Genomic DNA, 16,084 nt, shown 5'->3' with positions numbered 1-16,084 from the left:
CACGTCATGGGACTCGAAGAAAAGCTGCCGAGCGGCTTCCTGCTGACCACCGTCGAGCAGGCCGCGGGCTGGGTGCGCAAGTCGTCCGTCTTCCCCGCCACGTTCGGCCTCGCCTGCTGTGCCATCGAGATGATGACCACCGGCGCCGGCCGCTACGACCTGGCGCGCTTCGGCATGGAGGTCTTCCGGGGCTCACCGCGCCAGGCGGACCTGATGATCGTCGCCGGCCGGGTGAGCCAGAAGATGGCGCCTGTGCTGCGGCAGGTCTACGACCAGATGCCGAACCCCAAGTGGGTGATCTCCATGGGGGTCTGCGCCTCCTCCGGCGGCATGTTCAACAACTACGCCATCGTCCAGGGCGTCGACCACATCGTGCCGGTCGACATCTATCTCCCCGGCTGCCCGCCACGGCCGGAGATGCTGATGGACGCCATCCTCAAGCTCCACCAGAAGATCCAGAGCTCCAAGCTCGGCGTGAACGCCGAGGAGGCGGCCCGCGAGGCGGAGGAGGCGGCGCTCAAGGCCCTGCCCACGATCGAGATGAAGGGGCTGCTGCGGTGAGCGACGCCAACGACCACGGGGTCAACCCCGAGAAGGACCTCAGCGCGTCGAACCTCCCGGGCCAGCGCGGCCAGGGCGGCGAGGAGATCCGCGTCCAGCGCGGCATGTTCGGCGCCAACAACGGCGGCGACACCTCCGGCTACGGCGGCCTGGTCCGCTCGGTCCGGCTCCCGGGACCGGCGACCCGCCCCTACGGCGGCTGGTTCGACGAGGTCGCCGACGAGCTGGAGGGCGCCCTGGAGGAGCAGGGACTGCTCCCCGGGAACGCCATCGAGAAGACGGTCGTCGACCGCGACGAGCTGACCTTCCACATCGAGCGCGAGCACCTGGTGAGGGTCGCCAGGACCCTGCGCGACGACCCGGCCCTGCGCTTCGAGCTGTGCACCGGCGTCAGCGGCGTCCACTACCCGAACGACAAGGGCCGCGAGCTGCACGCCGTCTACCACCTGCGCTCGATCACCCACAACCGGCTGATCCGCCTGGAGGTCAGCGCCCCCGACAGCGACCCGCACATCCCGTCGCTGTACTCGGTCTATCCGACGAACGACTGGCACGAGCGCGAGACCTACGACTTCTTCGGCATCGTCTTCGACGGCCACCCGGCCCTGACGCGGATCATGATGCCGGACGACTGGCAGGGCTTCCCGCAGCGTAAGGACTACCCCCTCGGCGGCATCCCCGTCGAGTACAAGGGCGCCCAGATCCCGGCTCCGGACCAGCGGAGGTCGTACTCATGAGCACATCGCACGCCTCCCCTCGGGAGACCACCGAAGGCACCGTCTACACCGTCACCGGCGGCGACTGGGACGAGGTCGTCCAGTCCGCGGCCCGCACCGACGACGAGCGCATCGTCGTCAACATGGGCCCACAGCACCCGTCCACGCACGGCGTGCTCCGCCTGATCCTGGAGATCGACGGCGAGACCGTCACCGAGGCCCGCTGCGGAATCGGTTATCTGCACACCGGCATCGAGAAGAACCTCGAGTACCGGACGTGGACGCAGGGCACCACGTTCGTGACGCGCATGGACTACCTGACGTCGTTCTTCAACGAGACGGCGTACTGCCTCGGCGTCGAGAAGCTCCTCGGCATCGAGGACCAGATCCCGGACCGCGCCTCGATCATCCGCGTGCTCCTGATGGAGCTGAACCGGCTGTCGTCGCACCTGGTGTGCATCGCCACCGGCGGCATGGAGCTCGGCGCCACCACGATCATGATCTACGGATTCCGTGATCGTGAACTCATTCTCGATATCTACGAGCTGATCACCGGCCTGCGGATGAACCACGCGTACATCCGCCCCGGCGGACTCGCCCAGGACCTGCCGCCCGGTGCGGTGGACCAGATCCGCGAGTTCGTGAAGAAGATGAAGAAGAACCTCCCGGAGTACGACAAGCTCGCCACCGGGAACCCCATCTTCAAGGCCCGCATGCAGGACATCGGCTACCTCGACCTGGCCGGCTGCATGGCCCTCGGCGCCACCGGCCCGATCCTGCGCTCCGCCGGCCTGCCGCACGACCTGCGCAAGACGCAGCCCTACTGCGGCTACGAGACGTACGACTTCGACATCCCGACCGCCGACACCTGCGACGCCTACGGCCGCTTCCTCATCCGCCTGGAGGAGATGCGGCAGTCGCTCAGGATCGTCGAGCAGTGCCTGGACCGGCTCCAGCCCGGCCCGGTCATGGTCGCCGACAAGAAGATCGCCTGGCCGGCCCAGCTCGCCCTGGGGCCCGACGGCCTCGGCAACTCCCTCGACCACATCAAGAAGATCATGGGCACCTCCATGGAGGCCCTGATCCACCACTTCAAGCTGGTCACCGAGGGCTTCCGCGTCCCGCCGGGACAGACGTACGCGGCGGTCGAGTCGCCCAAGGGCGAACTCGGGGTGCACGTCGTGTCCGACGGCGGCACCCGTCCCTACCGGGTCCACTTCCGCGACCCGTCCTTCACCAACCTTCAGGCCATGGCGGCGATGTGCGAGGGCGGCCAGGTCGCCGACGTCATCGTCGCCGTCGCGTCCATCGACCCCGTGATGGGAGGCGTCGACCGGTGACCACCTCTTCTTCCGAGCGGGGCGTCAGCCTGGGCATGCCCGAACTGCCCGCACCCGCCTACCCGGACGACGTCCGGGCCCGTCTGGAGACGGACGCGCGCGAGGTCATCGCCCGCTATCCGGACTCCCGGTCCGCCCTCCTGCCGCTGCTGCACCTCGTGCAGTCCGAGGAAGGCCACGTCACGCGCACCGGGATGCGGTTCTGCGCGGACATGCTCGGCCTGACCACGGCCGAGGTCACCGCGGTCGCCACCTTCTACACCATGTACCGCCGCCGGCCGAGCGGTGACTACCAGGTGGGGGTGTGCACCAACACCCTGTGCGCCGTGATGGGCGGGGACGCGATCTTCGAGGAGCTCCAGGAGCACCTGGGCGTCGGCAACGGCGAGACCACCGACGACGGCAAGGTCACCCTGGAGCACATCGAGTGCAACGCGGCCTGCGACTTCGCGCCGGTCGTGATGGTCAACTGGGAGTTCTTCGACAACCAGACCCCGGCGAGCGTCAAGCGCCTCGTCGACGACCTGCGCGCGGGACGGCCGGTCACACCCACGCGCGGGGCGCCCATGTGCACCTTCAAGGAGACCGCCCGGGTCCTGGCCGGTTTCCCCGACGAGCGGGACGGGGCCGTCGAGTCCGGGGGAAGCGCGGGACCCGCCTCCCTGGTCGGACTGAAGCTCGCCAAGGGCGAGTCCGCTCCCGCGCGCGTGGTGCACCCGCGCGGCGAGGCGCCCCGGGACGACAAGCCGCACGAGCCGTCACCGACGGAGCACTTGAGCTCGCACGACGCGCCGCAGGACACGTCGGCCTCCGACCCTTCCCACCCGTCGCCCCCCACCGCCCCTGATGGAGGGGCTCCGCCCCGCCCTGCCGATACGGCCGGGCCTGCCGCCGAGGAGGGGGAGTGATGACCTTGGCACCCGAGCTGAAAGACATGAGCCCCGAGAAGCTGCTCGCACCGGTGCTGTCGGCCTTCTGGGACGAGGACAGGTCCTGGACGCTGGACGTGTACCGACGGCACGACGGGTACGAAGGGCTTCGCAAGGCGCTCGCCATGTCGCCGGACGACGTGATCGCGTACGTCAAGGACTCCGGTCTGCGCGGGCGCGGCGGCGCCGGCTTCCCCACGGGGATGAAGTGGCAGTTCATTCCCCAGGGGGATGGAAAGCCGCACTATCTGGTTGTCAACGCCGACGAGTCGGAGCCCGGGACGTGCAAGGACATCCCGCTCCTCCTCGCGAACCCGCACAGCCTCATCGAGGGCATGATCATCGCGTGTTACGCCATCAGGTCGTCGCACGCCTTCATCTATCTGCGTGGTGAAGTCGTCCCGGTGCTGCGGCGGTTGCACTCGGCCGTGCGCGAGGCCTACGAGGCGGGCTTCCTCGGCGAGAACATCCTGGGCAGCGGACTCGACCTCGACATCACCGTGCACGCGGGCGCGGGCGCGTACATCTGCGGTGAGGAGACCGCACTGCTGGACTCGCTCGAAGGCCGCCGGGGTCAACCGCGGCTCCGTCCCCCCTTCCCCGCTGTCGCGGGCCTCTACGCGTGCCCGACTGTGGTGAACAACGTCGAATCGATCGCGTCGGTTCCCGCGATCATGAACCGGGGCAAGGACTGGTTCCGGTCGATGGGGAGCGAGAAGTCGCCCGGCTTCACGCTCTACTCCCTGTCCGGCCACGTCGCCAGCCCCGGTCAGTACGAGGCGCCGCTCGGGATCACCCTCCGCCAGCTCCTCGAGATGAGCGGCGGGATGCGTCCCGGGCACCGCCTCAAGTTCTGGACGCCGGGCGGCTCCTCGACCCCGATGTTCACCGATGAGCATCTCGACGTCCCTCTTGATTACGAAGGAGTGGGCGCCGCGGGTTCCATGCTCGGCACAAAAGCTCTCCAGTGCTTCGACGAGACGACCTGCGTGGTGCGGGCCGTGACGCGCTGGACCGAGTTCTACGCCCACGAGTCCTGCGGCAAGTGCACGCCCTGCCGCGAAGGGACGTACTGGCTCGTGCAGCTGCTGCGCGACATCGAGGCCGGCAAGGGACAGATGTCCGACCTCGACAAGCTGAACGACATCGCCGACAACATCAACGGCAAGTCCTTCTGCGCCCTCGGCGACGGCGCCGCCTCGCCGATCTTCTCCTCGCTCAAGTACTTCCGCGAGGAGTACGAGCAGCACATCACGGGCCGGGGCTGCCCCTTCGACCCGGCCAAGTCGACGGCCTGGGCCGACCGCACGGAGGTGAACGCATGACCGTGACCACCAACGCTCCCTCAGGCGGGGGAGAGGCGGCGGTCCCGCCGGAGGACCTCGTGACGCTGACGATCGACGGCATCGAGATCAGCGTGCCCAAGGGCACCCTGGTCATCCGGGCCGCCGAACAGCTCGGCATCGAGATCCCCCGGTTCTGCGACCACCCCCTCCTCGACCCGGCCGGCGCCTGCCGCCAGTGCATCGTCGAAGTCGAGGGCCAGCGCAAGCCCATGGCGTCCTGCACCATCACCTGCACCGACGGGATGGTGGTCAAGACCCACCTCACCTCCCCGGTCGCCGAGAAGGCCCAGAAGGGTGTGATGGAGCTCCTGCTCATCAACCACCCGCTGGACTGCCCGGTCTGCGACAAGGGCGGCGAGTGCCCCCTGCAGAACCAGGCCATGTCGCACGGCGACGCCGAGTCCCGCTTCGACGGCCGCAAGCGGACCTACGAGAAGCCCGTCCCGATCTCCACGCAGGTGCTGCTGGACCGCGAGCGCTGCGTGCTGTGCGCCCGCTGCACCCGGTTCTCCAACCAGGTCGCGGGCGACCCGATGATCGAGCTGATCGAGCGGGGCGCGCTCCAGCAGGTCGGCACCGGCGAGGGCGACCCGTTCGAGTCGTACTTCTCCGGCAACACCATCCAGATCTGCCCGGTCGGCGCGCTGACCTCGGCGGCGTACCGATTCCGCTCCCGCCCCTTCGACCTGGTCTCGTCCCCGTCGGTCTGCGAGCACTGCTCCGGCGGCTGCGCCACGCGCACCGACCACCGGCGCGGCAAGGTCATGCGGCGGCTCGCGGCCCACGACCCCGAGGTCAACGAGGAGTGGATCTGCGACAAGGGGCGGTTCGCGTTCCGGTACGCGCAGCAGCGGGACCGGCTGGAGACGCCTTTGGTGCGCAACGCCGAAGGCGATCTCGAACCGGCCTCCTGGCCGGAGGCCCTTCAGATCGCGGCCCAGGGGCTGCTGGCCTCCCGGGGGCGCACCGGCGTCCTGACCGGCGGCCGGCTCACCATCGAGGACTCCTACGCGTACAGCAAGTTCGCGCGCGTGGCGCTCGACACCAACGACATCGACTTCCGCGCGCGCGTGCACAGCGGCGAGGAGGCCGACTTCCTGGCCGCCCAGGTCGCCGGGCGCGGCCGGGACCTCGACGGTACGGGCGTCACGTACACCGCACTGGAGAAGGCCCCCGCCGTCCTGCTGGTCGGTTTCGAGGCGGAGGAGGAGGCGCCCGGCGTCTTCCTGCGGCTCCGCAAGGCCTGGCGCAAGCACGGGCAGAAGGTCTTCTCCCTGGCCACGCACGCCACGCGCGGTCTGGAGAAGGCCGGCGGGACGCTGCTGCCGGCGGCCCCCGGCACCGAGACCGAGTGGCTGGACGCGCTCGCGAGCAACGTCGGCCTGGAGGACGACGGCGCTCTCGCCGCCGAGGCGCTGCGCGCCGAGGGCGCCGTGATCGTCGTCGGCGAGCGGCTGGCCGCGGTGGCCGGCGGCCTGGCCGCCGCCGGACGAACCGCCTCCGCGACCGGAGCACGGCTGGCGTGGATCCCGCGCCGGGCCGGGGAGCGCGGCGCCATCGAGGCGGGCGCGCTGCCGTCGCTGCTGCCGGGCGGGCGTCCGGCCACCGACCCACGCGCGCGTGACGAGGTCGCCGGCGTCTGGGGCGTGTCCGGCCTCCCGCACCGCTACGGCCGCGACACCGGCCAGATCGTGGAGGCCGCCGCGACCGGCGAACTCCAGGCCCTGCTGGTGGCGGGCGTCGAGATCGCCGACCTGCCCGACCCGGCACGCGCGCGTGCGGCACTCGACGAGGTCGGCTTCCTGGTCTCGCTCGAACTGCGGCCCAGCGAGATCACCCGCAAGGCCGATGTCGTCCTGCCCGTCGCCGCGGTCGCCGAGAAGGCCGGCACCTTCCTCAACTGGGAAGGCCGGGTCCGCTTCTTCGAGGCCGCGCTCAAGCCCGACCACATGACCCGCCGCCTCGCACCCACAGACGCGCGCGTGCTGCAGATGGTGGCCGACGCCATGGACGTCCACCTCGGACTGCCCGACCTGCGCACCGTACGGGCGGAGATCGACCGGCTCGGCGCCTGGGACGGCCCGCGGGCCACCGAACCCCTGGAGACGGCGGGCGTTCTGCCCCGTCCCGCCGCCGGTGAGGCGGTGCTCGCCGGACACCGGCTGCTGCTCGACCAGGGTGTCCTCCAGCAGGGCGACGAGGCACTCGCAGGCACCCGGCACGCCGCACGCGCGCGTGTGTCGCCCGCGACGGCCGCCGAGGCGGGCGTCAAGGACGGCGACCTCCTCGCGGTGACCGGCCCCCAGGGAGTCGTCGAACTCCCACTCCAGATCAGTGAGATGCCCGACCGGGTGGTGTGGCTCCCGCTGAACTCCACCGGCGGCGGCGTCGCCTCCGACACCGGGGCGCGGCCCGGCTCCCTCGTCCGCATCGGCCCGGCGACCCTCGCCGGCGAGGCCCCCAAGGAGGTGGAGGCATGAGCCCGTACCTCGCCGCTGAAGACCTCTCGGTGTTCGGCCACGACCCCTGGTGGCTGGTCGTCATCAAGGCGGTGTTCTGCTTCGCCTTCCTGATGGTGACCGTGCTGATCTCCATCGTCATGGAGCGCAAGGTCGTCGCCTGGATGCAGCTGCGCATCGGCCCCAACCGGCACGGCCCCTGGGGCATGCTCCAGTCGCTCGCCGACGGCATCAAGCTGATGCTCAAGGAAGACGTCATCGTCAAGCGCGCGGACAAGGCGGTGTACGTCCTCGCGCCGATCGTCGCGGCCATCCCGGCCTTCATGGCGATCGCGGTGATCCCCTTCGGCCCGGCCGGCAACGAGATCTCGATCTTCGGCCACCGCACCACGATGCAGCTCACCGACCTGCCGATCGCGATGCTCTACATCCTCGCGGTCGCCTCCGTCGGCATCTACGGCATCGTGCTGGCGGGCTGGAGTTCCGGATCCACCTACCCGCTGCTGGGCGGCCTCCGCTCCTGCGCGCAGATGATCTCGTACGAGATCGCGATGGGCGCCGCGTTCGCCTCCGTGTTCCTCTACTCGGGGTCGATGTCGACGTCGGCGATCGTCGAGCAGCAGACCGACCGCTGGTACATCCTGCTGCTGCCGCTCTCCTTCGTCCTCTACATCGTGACGATGGTCGGCGAGACCAACCGCGCCCCCTTCGACATGCCGGAGTCCGAGGGCGACCTGGTCGGCGGCTTCAACACCGAGTACTCGTCGATCAAGTTCGCGATGTTCATGCTCGCCGAGTACGTCAACATGGTGACCGTCTCGGCCGTCGCCACGACGCTGTTCCTCGGCGGCTGGCGGGCCCCCTGGCCGGTCAGCACCTTCTGGGAGGGCGCGAACCACGGCTGGTGGCCGATGCTCTGGTTCACGGTCAAGGTCCAGTTGCTGCTGTTCATGTTCATCTGGATCCGCGGCACGCTCCCACGCGTCCGCTACGACCAGCTGATGAAGCTCGGCTGGAAGGTCCTCATCCCGGTCTCGCTGGTCTGGCTGATGCTCGTCGCCACCGTGCGGGCCCTGCGGAACGAGGGCTACGACTTCGCCGACGTCGCCCTCTACGTCGGCGGCGGCGTGCTGGCCCTGCTGGTGCTCTCCTTCGTCGTCGACATGTTCCGCGAGAAGTCGAAGCAGGCCGAGCCGCCGGCCGAGACCCCGGCCGCCTTCGACCCGATGGCGGGCGGATTCCCCGTACCGCCACTGCCGGGACAGGAGCTTCCACCGGTCCCGCGACGCCGCTCGCGCCGTGAGCGGGAGCTGATTGTCAGTGGTGGGCCCGATACTCAGAGTGACGAATCTCTGGGCGGAACTACGGATGGAAAGGAGGCGTCCGATGGCTGAGGAACCGAAGGACACCAAGCCCGGTTTCCAGAACCCGGTGGCCGGCTTCGGCGTGACCTTCAAGGCCATGTTCAAGAAGCGGCTGACCGAGCAGTACCCGGAGCAGCAGAAGACCACGGCTCCGCGCTTCCACGGACGGCACCAGCTCAACCGCCATCCGGACGGCCTGGAGAAGTGCGTCGGCTGCGAACTGTGCGCGTGGGCCTGCCCCGCCGACGCCATCTACGTGGAGGGCGCGGACAACACCGACGAGGAGCGCTACTCGCCGGGCGAGCGGTACGGCCGCGTCTACCAGATCAACTACGCCCGCTGCATCCTGTGCGGCCTGTGCATCGAGGCGTGCCCGACGCGCGCGTTGACGATGACGAACGAGTTCGAGCTGGCCGACTCCAGCCGGGCCAACCTCATCTACACCAAGGAGCAGCTGCTGGCCGGCCTGGAGGAGGGCATGGTCGACTCGCCCCACGCCATCTACCCGGGCACGGACGAGCAGGACTACTACCGGGGCCTGGTCACCGAGGCCGCCCCCGGGACGGAGCGCCAGGTCGCCCACTCCGAGGGCGAGGTCGTGCAGGAGGCCGACTCGACCTTCGGCGGGACCGAACCGGCGTCGGAGAAGGTGATCGACCGATGACCGCCCAGCTCGCCGCCTACTCCACCTCCACCGGAGAGGCCGTCCAGTTCTGGATCCTCGGCACGATCGCGGTGATCGGCGCCCTGTGCACCATCCTCATGAAGAGAGCCGTGCACAGCGCGCTCTGCCTCGCCGGCACCATGATCATCCTGGCGGTGTTCTACCTCGCCAACGGCGCCTACTTCCTGGGCGTCGTGCAGATCATCGTCTACACCGGCGCGATCATGATGCTGTTCCTGTTCGTGGTGATGCTCGTCGGCGTGACCGCGGCGGACTCCCTGAAGGAGACCATCAAGGGCCAGCGCTGGCTGGCCCTGGTGTGCGGCCTCGGCTTCGGCGTCCTGCTGATCGCCGGAATCGGCAACGCCTCCCTCAAGGAGTTCAACGGCATCGGCCAGGCGAACGCCGGGGGCAATGTGGAGGGCATCGCCGCCCTCCTCTTCACCAGGTACGTCTTCGCGTTCGAGATCACCGGCGCCCTGCTCATCACGGCCGCCGTCGGCGCCATGGTGCTCACCCACCGCGAGCGCACCGAACGCGCCAAGACCCAGCGCGAACTCTCCGAGGAGCGGGTCCGCGAAGGCAAGCAACTGCCGCCGCTGCCGGCCCCCGGTGTGTACGCCCGGCACAACGCGGTCGACATCGCGGGCCTGCTGCCCGACGGCACACCGTCCGACCTCACCGTCAGCAAGACGCTGCGCGAGCGCGGCCAGATCCGTGACGTGTCGCAGGAGGCGCTCAACGACCTCAAGGCCCTGGAACAGCGGTCCGAGGAGCGCCTGGAGCGCAGGGCGGTCGGGCCGGCGAACCTCAAGCGGCCCGAGGAGGCGTCGAAGTGAACCCGGTCAACTATCTCTATCTCGCGGCCCTGTTGTTCACGATCGGTGCCACCGGCGTGCTGATCAGGCGCAACGCGATCGTCGTGTTCATGTGCATCGAGCTCATGCTCAACGCCTGCAACCTCGCGTTCGTCGCCTTCTCCCGGATGCACGGCAACCTCGACGGCCAGATCATCGCCTTCTTCACGATGGTCGTCGCCGCCGCCGAGGTCGTGGTCGGGCTCGCGATCATCGTGTCCCTGTTCCGCGCCCGCCACTCGGCCTCGGTCGACGACGCCAGCCTGATGAAGCTGTAAGGGGTCGGAAGAATCGTGGAGAACCTGATTGCGCTGCTGGTGGCGGCGCCCCTGCTCGGAGCGGCGGTCCTGCTGTGCGGCGGACGCCGGCTGGACGCCGTCGGCCACTGGATCGGCACGCTGCTCGCGGCCGCCTCCTTCGTGCTCGGCCTGGTGCTGTTCACGGACATGCTGGGCCAGGACGCCGAACACCGGGTCATGGCCCAGCACCTGTTCAGCTGGATCCCGGTGGAAGGCTTCCAGGCGGACATCGCCTTCCAGCTCGACCAGCTGTCCATGACGTTCGTGCTGCTGATCACGGGCGTCGGATCGCTGATCCACCTCTACTCCGTCGGGTACATGGAGCACGACGAGCGGCGCCGCCGCTTCTTCGGCTACCTGAACCTGTTCCTCGCGGCGATGCTGCTGCTCGTCCTCGCCGACAACTACCTGCTGCTGTACGTCGGCTGGGAGGGCGTCGGTCTCGCCTCCTACCTGCTGATCGGCTTCTGGCAGCACAAGCCCAGCGCCGCCACGGCCGCGAAGAAGGCCTTCCTGGTCAACCGCGTCGGCGACATGGGCCTGTCCATCGCGATCATGCTGATGTTCCTGTGGTTCGGCACCTTCGCCTTCGGGCCGGTGCTCGGCAGCCACACGGAGGCCGGGCTCGCCGGTGCCGCCGGTGAGGACAAGCTGACCGCGATCGCCCTGATGCTGCTGCTCGCCGCCTGCGGCAAGTCCGCCCAGGTGCCGCTGCAGTCCTGGCTCGGGGACGCGATGGAGGGCCCGACCCCGGTCTCGGCCCTCATCCACGCCGCGACCATGGTGACGGCCGGCGTCTACCTGATCGTCCGCTCCGGAGCCGTCTTCAACGGCGCCCCGGACGCGCAACTGGTCGTCACCATCGTCGGTGCCGTCACGCTCCTCTTCGGTGCGATCGTCGGTTGCGCGAAGGACGACATCAAGAAGGCCCTGGCCGGCTCGACCATGTCGCAGATCGGCTACATGATCCTCGCCGCGGGCCTCGGTCCGATCGGCTACGTCTTCGCGATCATGCACCTGGTGACGCACGGCTTCTTCAAGGCCGGGCTGTTCCTCGGCGCCGGTTCGGTCATGCACGGCATGAACGACGAGGTGGACATGAGGAGGTACGGCGGCCTGAGGAAGTACATGCCGGTCACCTTCGTCACCTTCGGCCTCGGCTATCTGGCCATCATCGGTTTCCCGGGCCTGTCCGGCTTCTTCTCCAAGGACAAGATCATCGAGGCGGCGTTCGCCAAGGGCGGCACCGAGGGCTGGATCCTGGGCGCCTGCGCCCTGCTCGGCGCGGCCATCACCGCGTACTACATGACGCGCGTGATGCTGATGACCTTCTTCGGCGAGGAGCGCTGGCGCAACGCCCCGACACCGTCCCCGGCCGAACCGGACGTGGAGCCGGCCGCCGAGACCCGCGGCGAGTACACCCCGCCGCACCCGCACGAGTCGCCCAAGGTCATGACGATCCCCATGATCGTGCTGGCCGTCGGGTCGGTGGCCGGCGGCGCCTTCTTCAGCATCGGCGACCGCTTCATGCACTGGCTGGAGCCCATCACCGGACACGACCACGGCCACCCGCCGATCAGCGCCCTCACGGTCACGCTGGCCACGGTCGCGGTGATGGTCATCGGCGTCGCCGTCGCCTGGGCGCAGTACGGCCGCCGCCCGGTCCCGGCCGTCGCCCCGCGCGGCTCGCTGCTCACCCGGGCCGCCCGGCGCGACCTGCTCCAGGACGACTTCAACCACGTCGTCCTGGTCCGCGGCGGCGAGCACCTCACGCGGTCCCTGGTCTACGTCGACCACACCCTGGTCGACGGCGTCGTCAACGGCACGGCGGCCTCGGTCGGCGGCCTCTCCGGGCGGATGCGCAGGCTGCAGAACGGCTTCGCCCGCTCCTACGCGGTCTCGATGTTCGGCGGCGCGGCGGTCATCGTCGCCGCGACCCTGCTGATGAGGGCGGTCTGATACCGATGTCCTTTCCTCTGCTGACAGTGACAGCGGCGCTCCCGGCCGTCGGGGCGATCGCCACGGCCGCCGTACCGGCCGCGCAGCGCACCGCCGCCAAGTGGCTGGCGCTGCTCTTCTCGCTGGCCACGCTCGTCCTGGCGATCACCGTCCTGGTGCGTTTCGACCCGGGCGGCGAGCGCTACCAGCTCACCGAGTCCCACGCCTGGATCGCGGACTTCGGTGTCCGCTACGAACTGGGCGTGGACGGCATCGCGGTGGCGCTGATCGCGCTGACCGCGCTGCTGATCCCGTTCATCATCCTCGCGGGCTGGCACGACGCCGACCCGCTGGAGACCGGCAGCACTCGGTGGCGGCCGACGCAGGGCTTCTTCGCTCTGATCCTGGCCGTCGAGGCGATGGTGATCCTCTCCTTCGAGGCCACCGACGTCTTCCTCTTCTACATCTTCTTCGAAGCCATGCTGATCCCGATGTACTTCCTCATCGGCGGCTTCGGGGACCGTGCCCACGAGCACGGCGAGAAGACGGCGGCGACGCAGCGGTCGTACGCGGCGGTGAAGTTCCTGCTCTACAACCTGGTCGGCGGTCTGATCATGCTGGCCGCGGTGATCGGCCTGTACGTGGTCGCCGGGAACTTCTCGCTCACGGAGATCGCCGAGGCCCGCGCCAACGGCTCGCTCGACATGGCGACCAACACCGAACGCTGGCTGTTCCTCGGTTTCTTCTTCGCCTTCGCGGTGAAGGCGCCGCTGTGGCCGCTGCACACCTGGCTGCCCAACGCGATGCAGGAGGCCACCACCCCGGTCGCCGTGCTCATCACGGCGGTCGTCGACAAGGTCGGCACCTTCGCGATGCTCCGCTTCTGCCTCCAGCTGTTCCCGGAGGCGAGCAAGTGGGCGACGCCCGCCATCCTCGTCCTGGCCCTGATCAGCATCATCTACGGGGCGCTGCTCGCGGTCGGCCAGCGGGACATCAAGCGGCTGATCGCCTATGCGTCGATCTCCCACTTCGGCTTCATCATCATGGGCATCTTCGCGATGACCAGCCAGGGCCAGTCCGGGGCGACGCTCTACATGGTCAACCACGGCATCTCGACCGCCGCGCTGATGCTGGTGGCGGGCTTCCTGATCTCCCGGCGCGGCTCACGGCTCATCGCCGACTACGGCGGAGTGCAGAAGGTCGCCCCGGTGCTGGCCGGTACGTTCCTGATCGGCGGCCTGGCGACCCTCTCCCTGCCGGGACTGGCGCCGTTCGTGAGCGAGTTCCTGGTCCTGGTCGGCACGTTCGCCCGCTATCCGGTGATCGGCATCATCGCCACCTTCGGCATCGTGCTCGCCGCCCTCTACACCCTCGTCCTCTACCAGCGGACGATGACGGGCCCGGTGAAACCGGAGGTCGCGGCGATGCCGGACCTCAGGGTGCGTGAACTCGTGGTCGTCGCCCCGCTGGTCGTACTGCTGATCTTCCTGGGCGTCTACCCGAAGCCCGTCACGGACATCGTCAACCCTGCGGTGAAACAGACCATGTCCGACGTACAGAAGAAGGACCCCCAGCCCGAGGTGGAGGCGGCCAAGTGAGCGCAACAGCCGTCCACAGCCTGTGGACAACCGCGGCCGAACCGATCACCAAGATCGACGCGCCGAAGTTCGAGTACGGACAGTTGGCGCCCACCCTGATCGTCGTCGGAGCGGCGATCGTCGGGATCCTGGTCGAGGCGTTCGTACCGCGCAAATCGCGTTATTACGTCCAGATGTTCGTGTCCGTCGTCGCGCTCGCGGCGGCCTTCGCCGCGGTCGTCGCCCTCGCGGCCGATGGATACGGCACGACCAAGGCGCGCATCGCGGCGATGGGCGCGATCGCCGTCGACGGACCGGCCCTCTTCCTCCAGGGCACGATCCTGCTGACGGCCCTGGTCGGCCTGTTCACCTTCGCCGAGCGGCGGCTCGACCCGGTGGTGCACGGCAACCGGGTCGACTCCTTCGCCGCGCAGGCCGCGTCCGTGCCGGGCAGCGACAGCGAGAAGGCGGCGGTCAAGGCCGGGTTCACCACCACCGAGGTGTTCCCGCTGCTGCTGTTCGCCGTCGCCGGCATGCTGATCTTCCCGGCGGCCAACGACCTGCTGACGCTCTTCGTGGCGCTGGAGGTCTTCTCGCTCCCGCTGTACCTGCTGTGCGCGCTGGCCCGCCGCAAGCGGATGATGTCGCAGGAGGCGGCGGTCAAGTACTTCCTCCTCGGCGCCTTCGCCTCCGCGTTCACCCTGTTCGGCATCGCGCTGCTGTACGGCTACGCGGGCTCGATGTCGTACGCGACGATCGCGCAGGTCGTCGACGGCACGGTCGCGGACGTCAACCCGGCGCTCGCGGACACCATGGGCAACGACGCGTTGCTGCTGGTCGGCGCCGCGCTGCTGGTGATGGGGCTGCTGTTCAAGGTGGGTGCCGTGCCGTTCCACATGTGGACGCCGGACGTGTACCAGGGCGCGCCGACGCCGGTGACCGGCTTCATGGCGGCGGCGACGAAGGTGGCGGCGTTCGGTGCGCTGCTGCGGGTGCTGTACGTCGTCCTGCCGGGGCTGCGCTGGGACTGGCGGCCGGTGATGTGGGCCGTGGCGATCGTCACCATGCTGGGCGGCGCGATCGTCGCGATCACGCAGACAGACATCAAGCGGCTGCTGGCGTACTCGTCGATCGCACACGCCGGGTTCATCCTCGCGGGTGTCATCGCGACCACGCCGGACGGCGTGTCGTCGGTGCTGTTCTACCTGGCGGCGTACTCGTTCGTGACGATCGGTGCCTTCGCGGTGGTCACGCTCGTACGGGACGCGGGCGGCGAGGCGACGCACCTGTCCAAGTGGGCGGGACTCGGCCGGCGTTCGCCGCTGGTGGCGGCCGTGTTCGCGGTGTTCCTGCTGGCCTTCGCGGGCATTCCGCTGACCTCCGGCTTCGCCGGGAAGTTCGCCGTGTTCAAGGCGGCGGCGGAGGGCGGGGCCGCCCCGCTGGTCGTGATCGGTGTGATCTCGTCGGCGATCGCGGCGTTCTTCTACATCCGCGTCATCGTGCTGATGTTCTTCAGTGAGCCGCGGCCGGAGGGCCCGACGGTGGCCGTGCCGTCACCGCTGACGATGACGGCGATCGGGGTGGGCGTGGCGGTCACGCTGGTGCTCGGTGTGGCGCCGCAGTACTTCCTGGATCTGGCGGGGCAGGCGGGGGTGTTCGTCCGCTGACGCCCTCCTGCTGTGAGACAGCGGCCCGGCTTCCCTCTCGGGGAGCCGGGCCGCTGTCCTTGGCGTCGTGGTGGTCACTCGCCGCCCTTGCGGCGTGGCTTGATGCCGGTGAGGTCCAGGTCTACGGGGAACGGGGTCGTCGGCGGTTCAGCCGCCTTCCGGCGGGGTCGGCCGGCTCGGCGTGGACGCCTTCGGTGCGACGCTCATCAGTGCTCCCACGGGGCGGAGTCTCGCCGGGGCTTTCAGGCTGTCGGGCGGAAAAGGGCAGGTCTCGCGCGAACGTGTGAACGACTGTCGTGTCCTTGATGCGAACGAGGAGAGCGGCCTGTGGATAACTCCGGGGCTGTCGGTGCGGGCACCTATGGTG

13 protein-coding genes are annotated in these 16,084 nt (G+C 69.3%); all 13 read left to right on the top strand.

The window, feature by feature from the left end:
* The first annotated feature begins 6 nt into the window (after positions 1-6).
* From ACZ6TU_RS03650 to nuoN, 13 genes are read left to right on the top strand one after another with little or no spacing between them, the layout of a single operon-like run.
* Complete coding sequence (locus ACZ6TU_RS03650; RefSeq protein WP_018528252.1) at positions 7-561, top strand: NuoB/complex I 20 kDa subunit family protein; 555 nt, start codon at positions 7-9, stop codon at positions 559-561.
* Positions 558-1,298, top strand: a complete 741-nt coding sequence (locus ACZ6TU_RS03645; RefSeq protein ID WP_467672228.1) for an NADH-quinone oxidoreductase subunit C — start codon at positions 558-560, stop codon at positions 1,296-1,298. Before ACZ6TU_RS03650 ends, ACZ6TU_RS03645 begins: the two co-directional genes overlap by 4 nt.
* Positions 1,295-2,617: an NADH-quinone oxidoreductase subunit D gene (locus tag ACZ6TU_RS03640; protein WP_467672226.1), complete on the top strand. Its 1,323-nt coding sequence runs from the start codon at positions 1,295-1,297 to the stop codon at positions 2,615-2,617. Before ACZ6TU_RS03645 ends, ACZ6TU_RS03640 begins: the two co-directional genes overlap by 4 nt.
* Positions 2,614-3,525, top strand: coding sequence for an NADH-quinone oxidoreductase subunit NuoE (gene nuoE / locus ACZ6TU_RS03635; RefSeq protein WP_467672224.1), 912 nt, complete (start codon positions 2,614-2,616; stop codon positions 3,523-3,525). The genes ACZ6TU_RS03640 and nuoE overlap by 4 nt, the downstream gene beginning before the upstream one ends.
* Positions 3,525-4,871 (top strand): NADH-quinone oxidoreductase subunit NuoF, encoded by a 1,347-nt coding sequence (gene nuoF / locus ACZ6TU_RS03630; protein ID WP_467672222.1) that lies wholly within the window; start codon positions 3,525-3,527, stop codon positions 4,869-4,871. Before nuoE ends, nuoF begins: the two co-directional genes overlap by 1 nt.
* Entirely contained in the window at positions 4,868-7,372 is a 2,505-nt protein-coding gene (locus ACZ6TU_RS03625) for an NADH-quinone oxidoreductase subunit G (RefSeq protein WP_467672220.1), read from the top strand. Before nuoF ends, ACZ6TU_RS03625 begins: the two co-directional genes overlap by 4 nt.
* The gene (nuoH, locus tag ACZ6TU_RS03620; protein WP_467672218.1) at positions 7,369-8,745 is read left to right on the top strand and encodes an NADH-quinone oxidoreductase subunit NuoH; all 1,377 of its coding nucleotides are present in this window, start codon (positions 7,369-7,371) and stop codon (positions 8,743-8,745) included. Before ACZ6TU_RS03625 ends, nuoH begins: the two co-directional genes overlap by 4 nt.
* Positions 8,738-9,379: an NADH-quinone oxidoreductase subunit NuoI gene (gene nuoI, locus ACZ6TU_RS03615; RefSeq protein WP_467672216.1), complete on the top strand. Its 642-nt coding sequence runs from the start codon at positions 8,738-8,740 to the stop codon at positions 9,377-9,379. The genes nuoH and nuoI overlap by 8 nt, the downstream gene beginning before the upstream one ends.
* The gene (locus ACZ6TU_RS03610; RefSeq protein WP_467672214.1) at positions 9,376-10,218 is read left to right on the top strand and encodes an NADH-quinone oxidoreductase subunit J; all 843 of its coding nucleotides are present in this window, start codon (positions 9,376-9,378) and stop codon (positions 10,216-10,218) included. The genes nuoI and ACZ6TU_RS03610 overlap by 4 nt, the downstream gene beginning before the upstream one ends.
* Positions 10,215-10,514, top strand: a complete 300-nt coding sequence (gene nuoK, locus ACZ6TU_RS03605) for an NADH-quinone oxidoreductase subunit NuoK (protein ID WP_003992252.1) — start codon at positions 10,215-10,217, stop codon at positions 10,512-10,514. Before ACZ6TU_RS03610 ends, nuoK begins: the two co-directional genes overlap by 4 nt.
* 15 nt (positions 10,515-10,529) lie before the next feature.
* Positions 10,530-12,494: an NADH-quinone oxidoreductase subunit L gene (nuoL, locus tag ACZ6TU_RS03600; protein ID WP_467672212.1), complete on the top strand. Its 1,965-nt coding sequence runs from the start codon at positions 10,530-10,532 to the stop codon at positions 12,492-12,494.
* A 5-nt stretch (positions 12,495-12,499) separates the two neighbouring features.
* Positions 12,500-14,071 (top strand): NADH-quinone oxidoreductase subunit M, encoded by a 1,572-nt coding sequence (locus ACZ6TU_RS03595; RefSeq protein WP_467672211.1) that lies wholly within the window; start codon positions 12,500-12,502, stop codon positions 14,069-14,071.
* Complete coding sequence (gene nuoN, locus ACZ6TU_RS03590) at positions 14,068-15,717, top strand: NADH-quinone oxidoreductase subunit NuoN (RefSeq protein ID WP_467672209.1); 1,650 nt, start codon at positions 14,068-14,070, stop codon at positions 15,715-15,717. The genes ACZ6TU_RS03595 and nuoN overlap by 4 nt, the downstream gene beginning before the upstream one ends.
* Positions 15,718-16,084: the final 367 nt, after the last annotated feature.

The organism is Streptomyces sp. NPDC052064 (assembly GCF_055585925.1).
The sequence above is the reverse complement of the archived record's forward strand: the minus strand, read 5'-3'. Positions and strand labels throughout refer to the sequence as shown.

Bases quoted from the DNA above. Each gene is read 5' to 3' on its own strand.
- ACZ6TU_RS03610 (WP_467672214.1), top strand. From the start codon at position 9,376: ATGACCGCCCAGCTCGCCGCCTACTCCACCTCCACCGGAGAGGCCGTC.
- nuoI (WP_467672216.1), top strand. From the start codon at position 8,738: ATGGCTGAGGAACCGAAGGACACCAAGCCCGGTTTCCAGAACCCGGTG.
- ACZ6TU_RS03595 (WP_467672211.1), top strand. From the start codon at position 12,500: ATGTCCTTTCCTCTGCTGACAGTGACAGCGGCGCTCCCGGCCGTCGGG.
- nuoH (WP_467672218.1), top strand. From the start codon at position 7,369: ATGAGCCCGTACCTCGCCGCTGAAGACCTCTCGGTGTTCGGCCACGAC.
- ACZ6TU_RS03650 (WP_018528252.1), top strand. From the start codon at position 7: ATGGGACTCGAAGAAAAGCTGCCGAGCGGCTTCCTGCTGACCACCGTC.
- ACZ6TU_RS03625 (WP_467672220.1), top strand. From the start codon at position 4,868: ATGACCGTGACCACCAACGCTCCCTCAGGCGGGGGAGAGGCGGCGGTC.
- ACZ6TU_RS03640 (WP_467672226.1), top strand. From the start codon at position 1,295: ATGAGCACATCGCACGCCTCCCCTCGGGAGACCACCGAAGGCACCGTC.
- nuoF (WP_467672222.1), top strand. From the start codon at position 3,525: ATGACCTTGGCACCCGAGCTGAAAGACATGAGCCCCGAGAAGCTGCTC.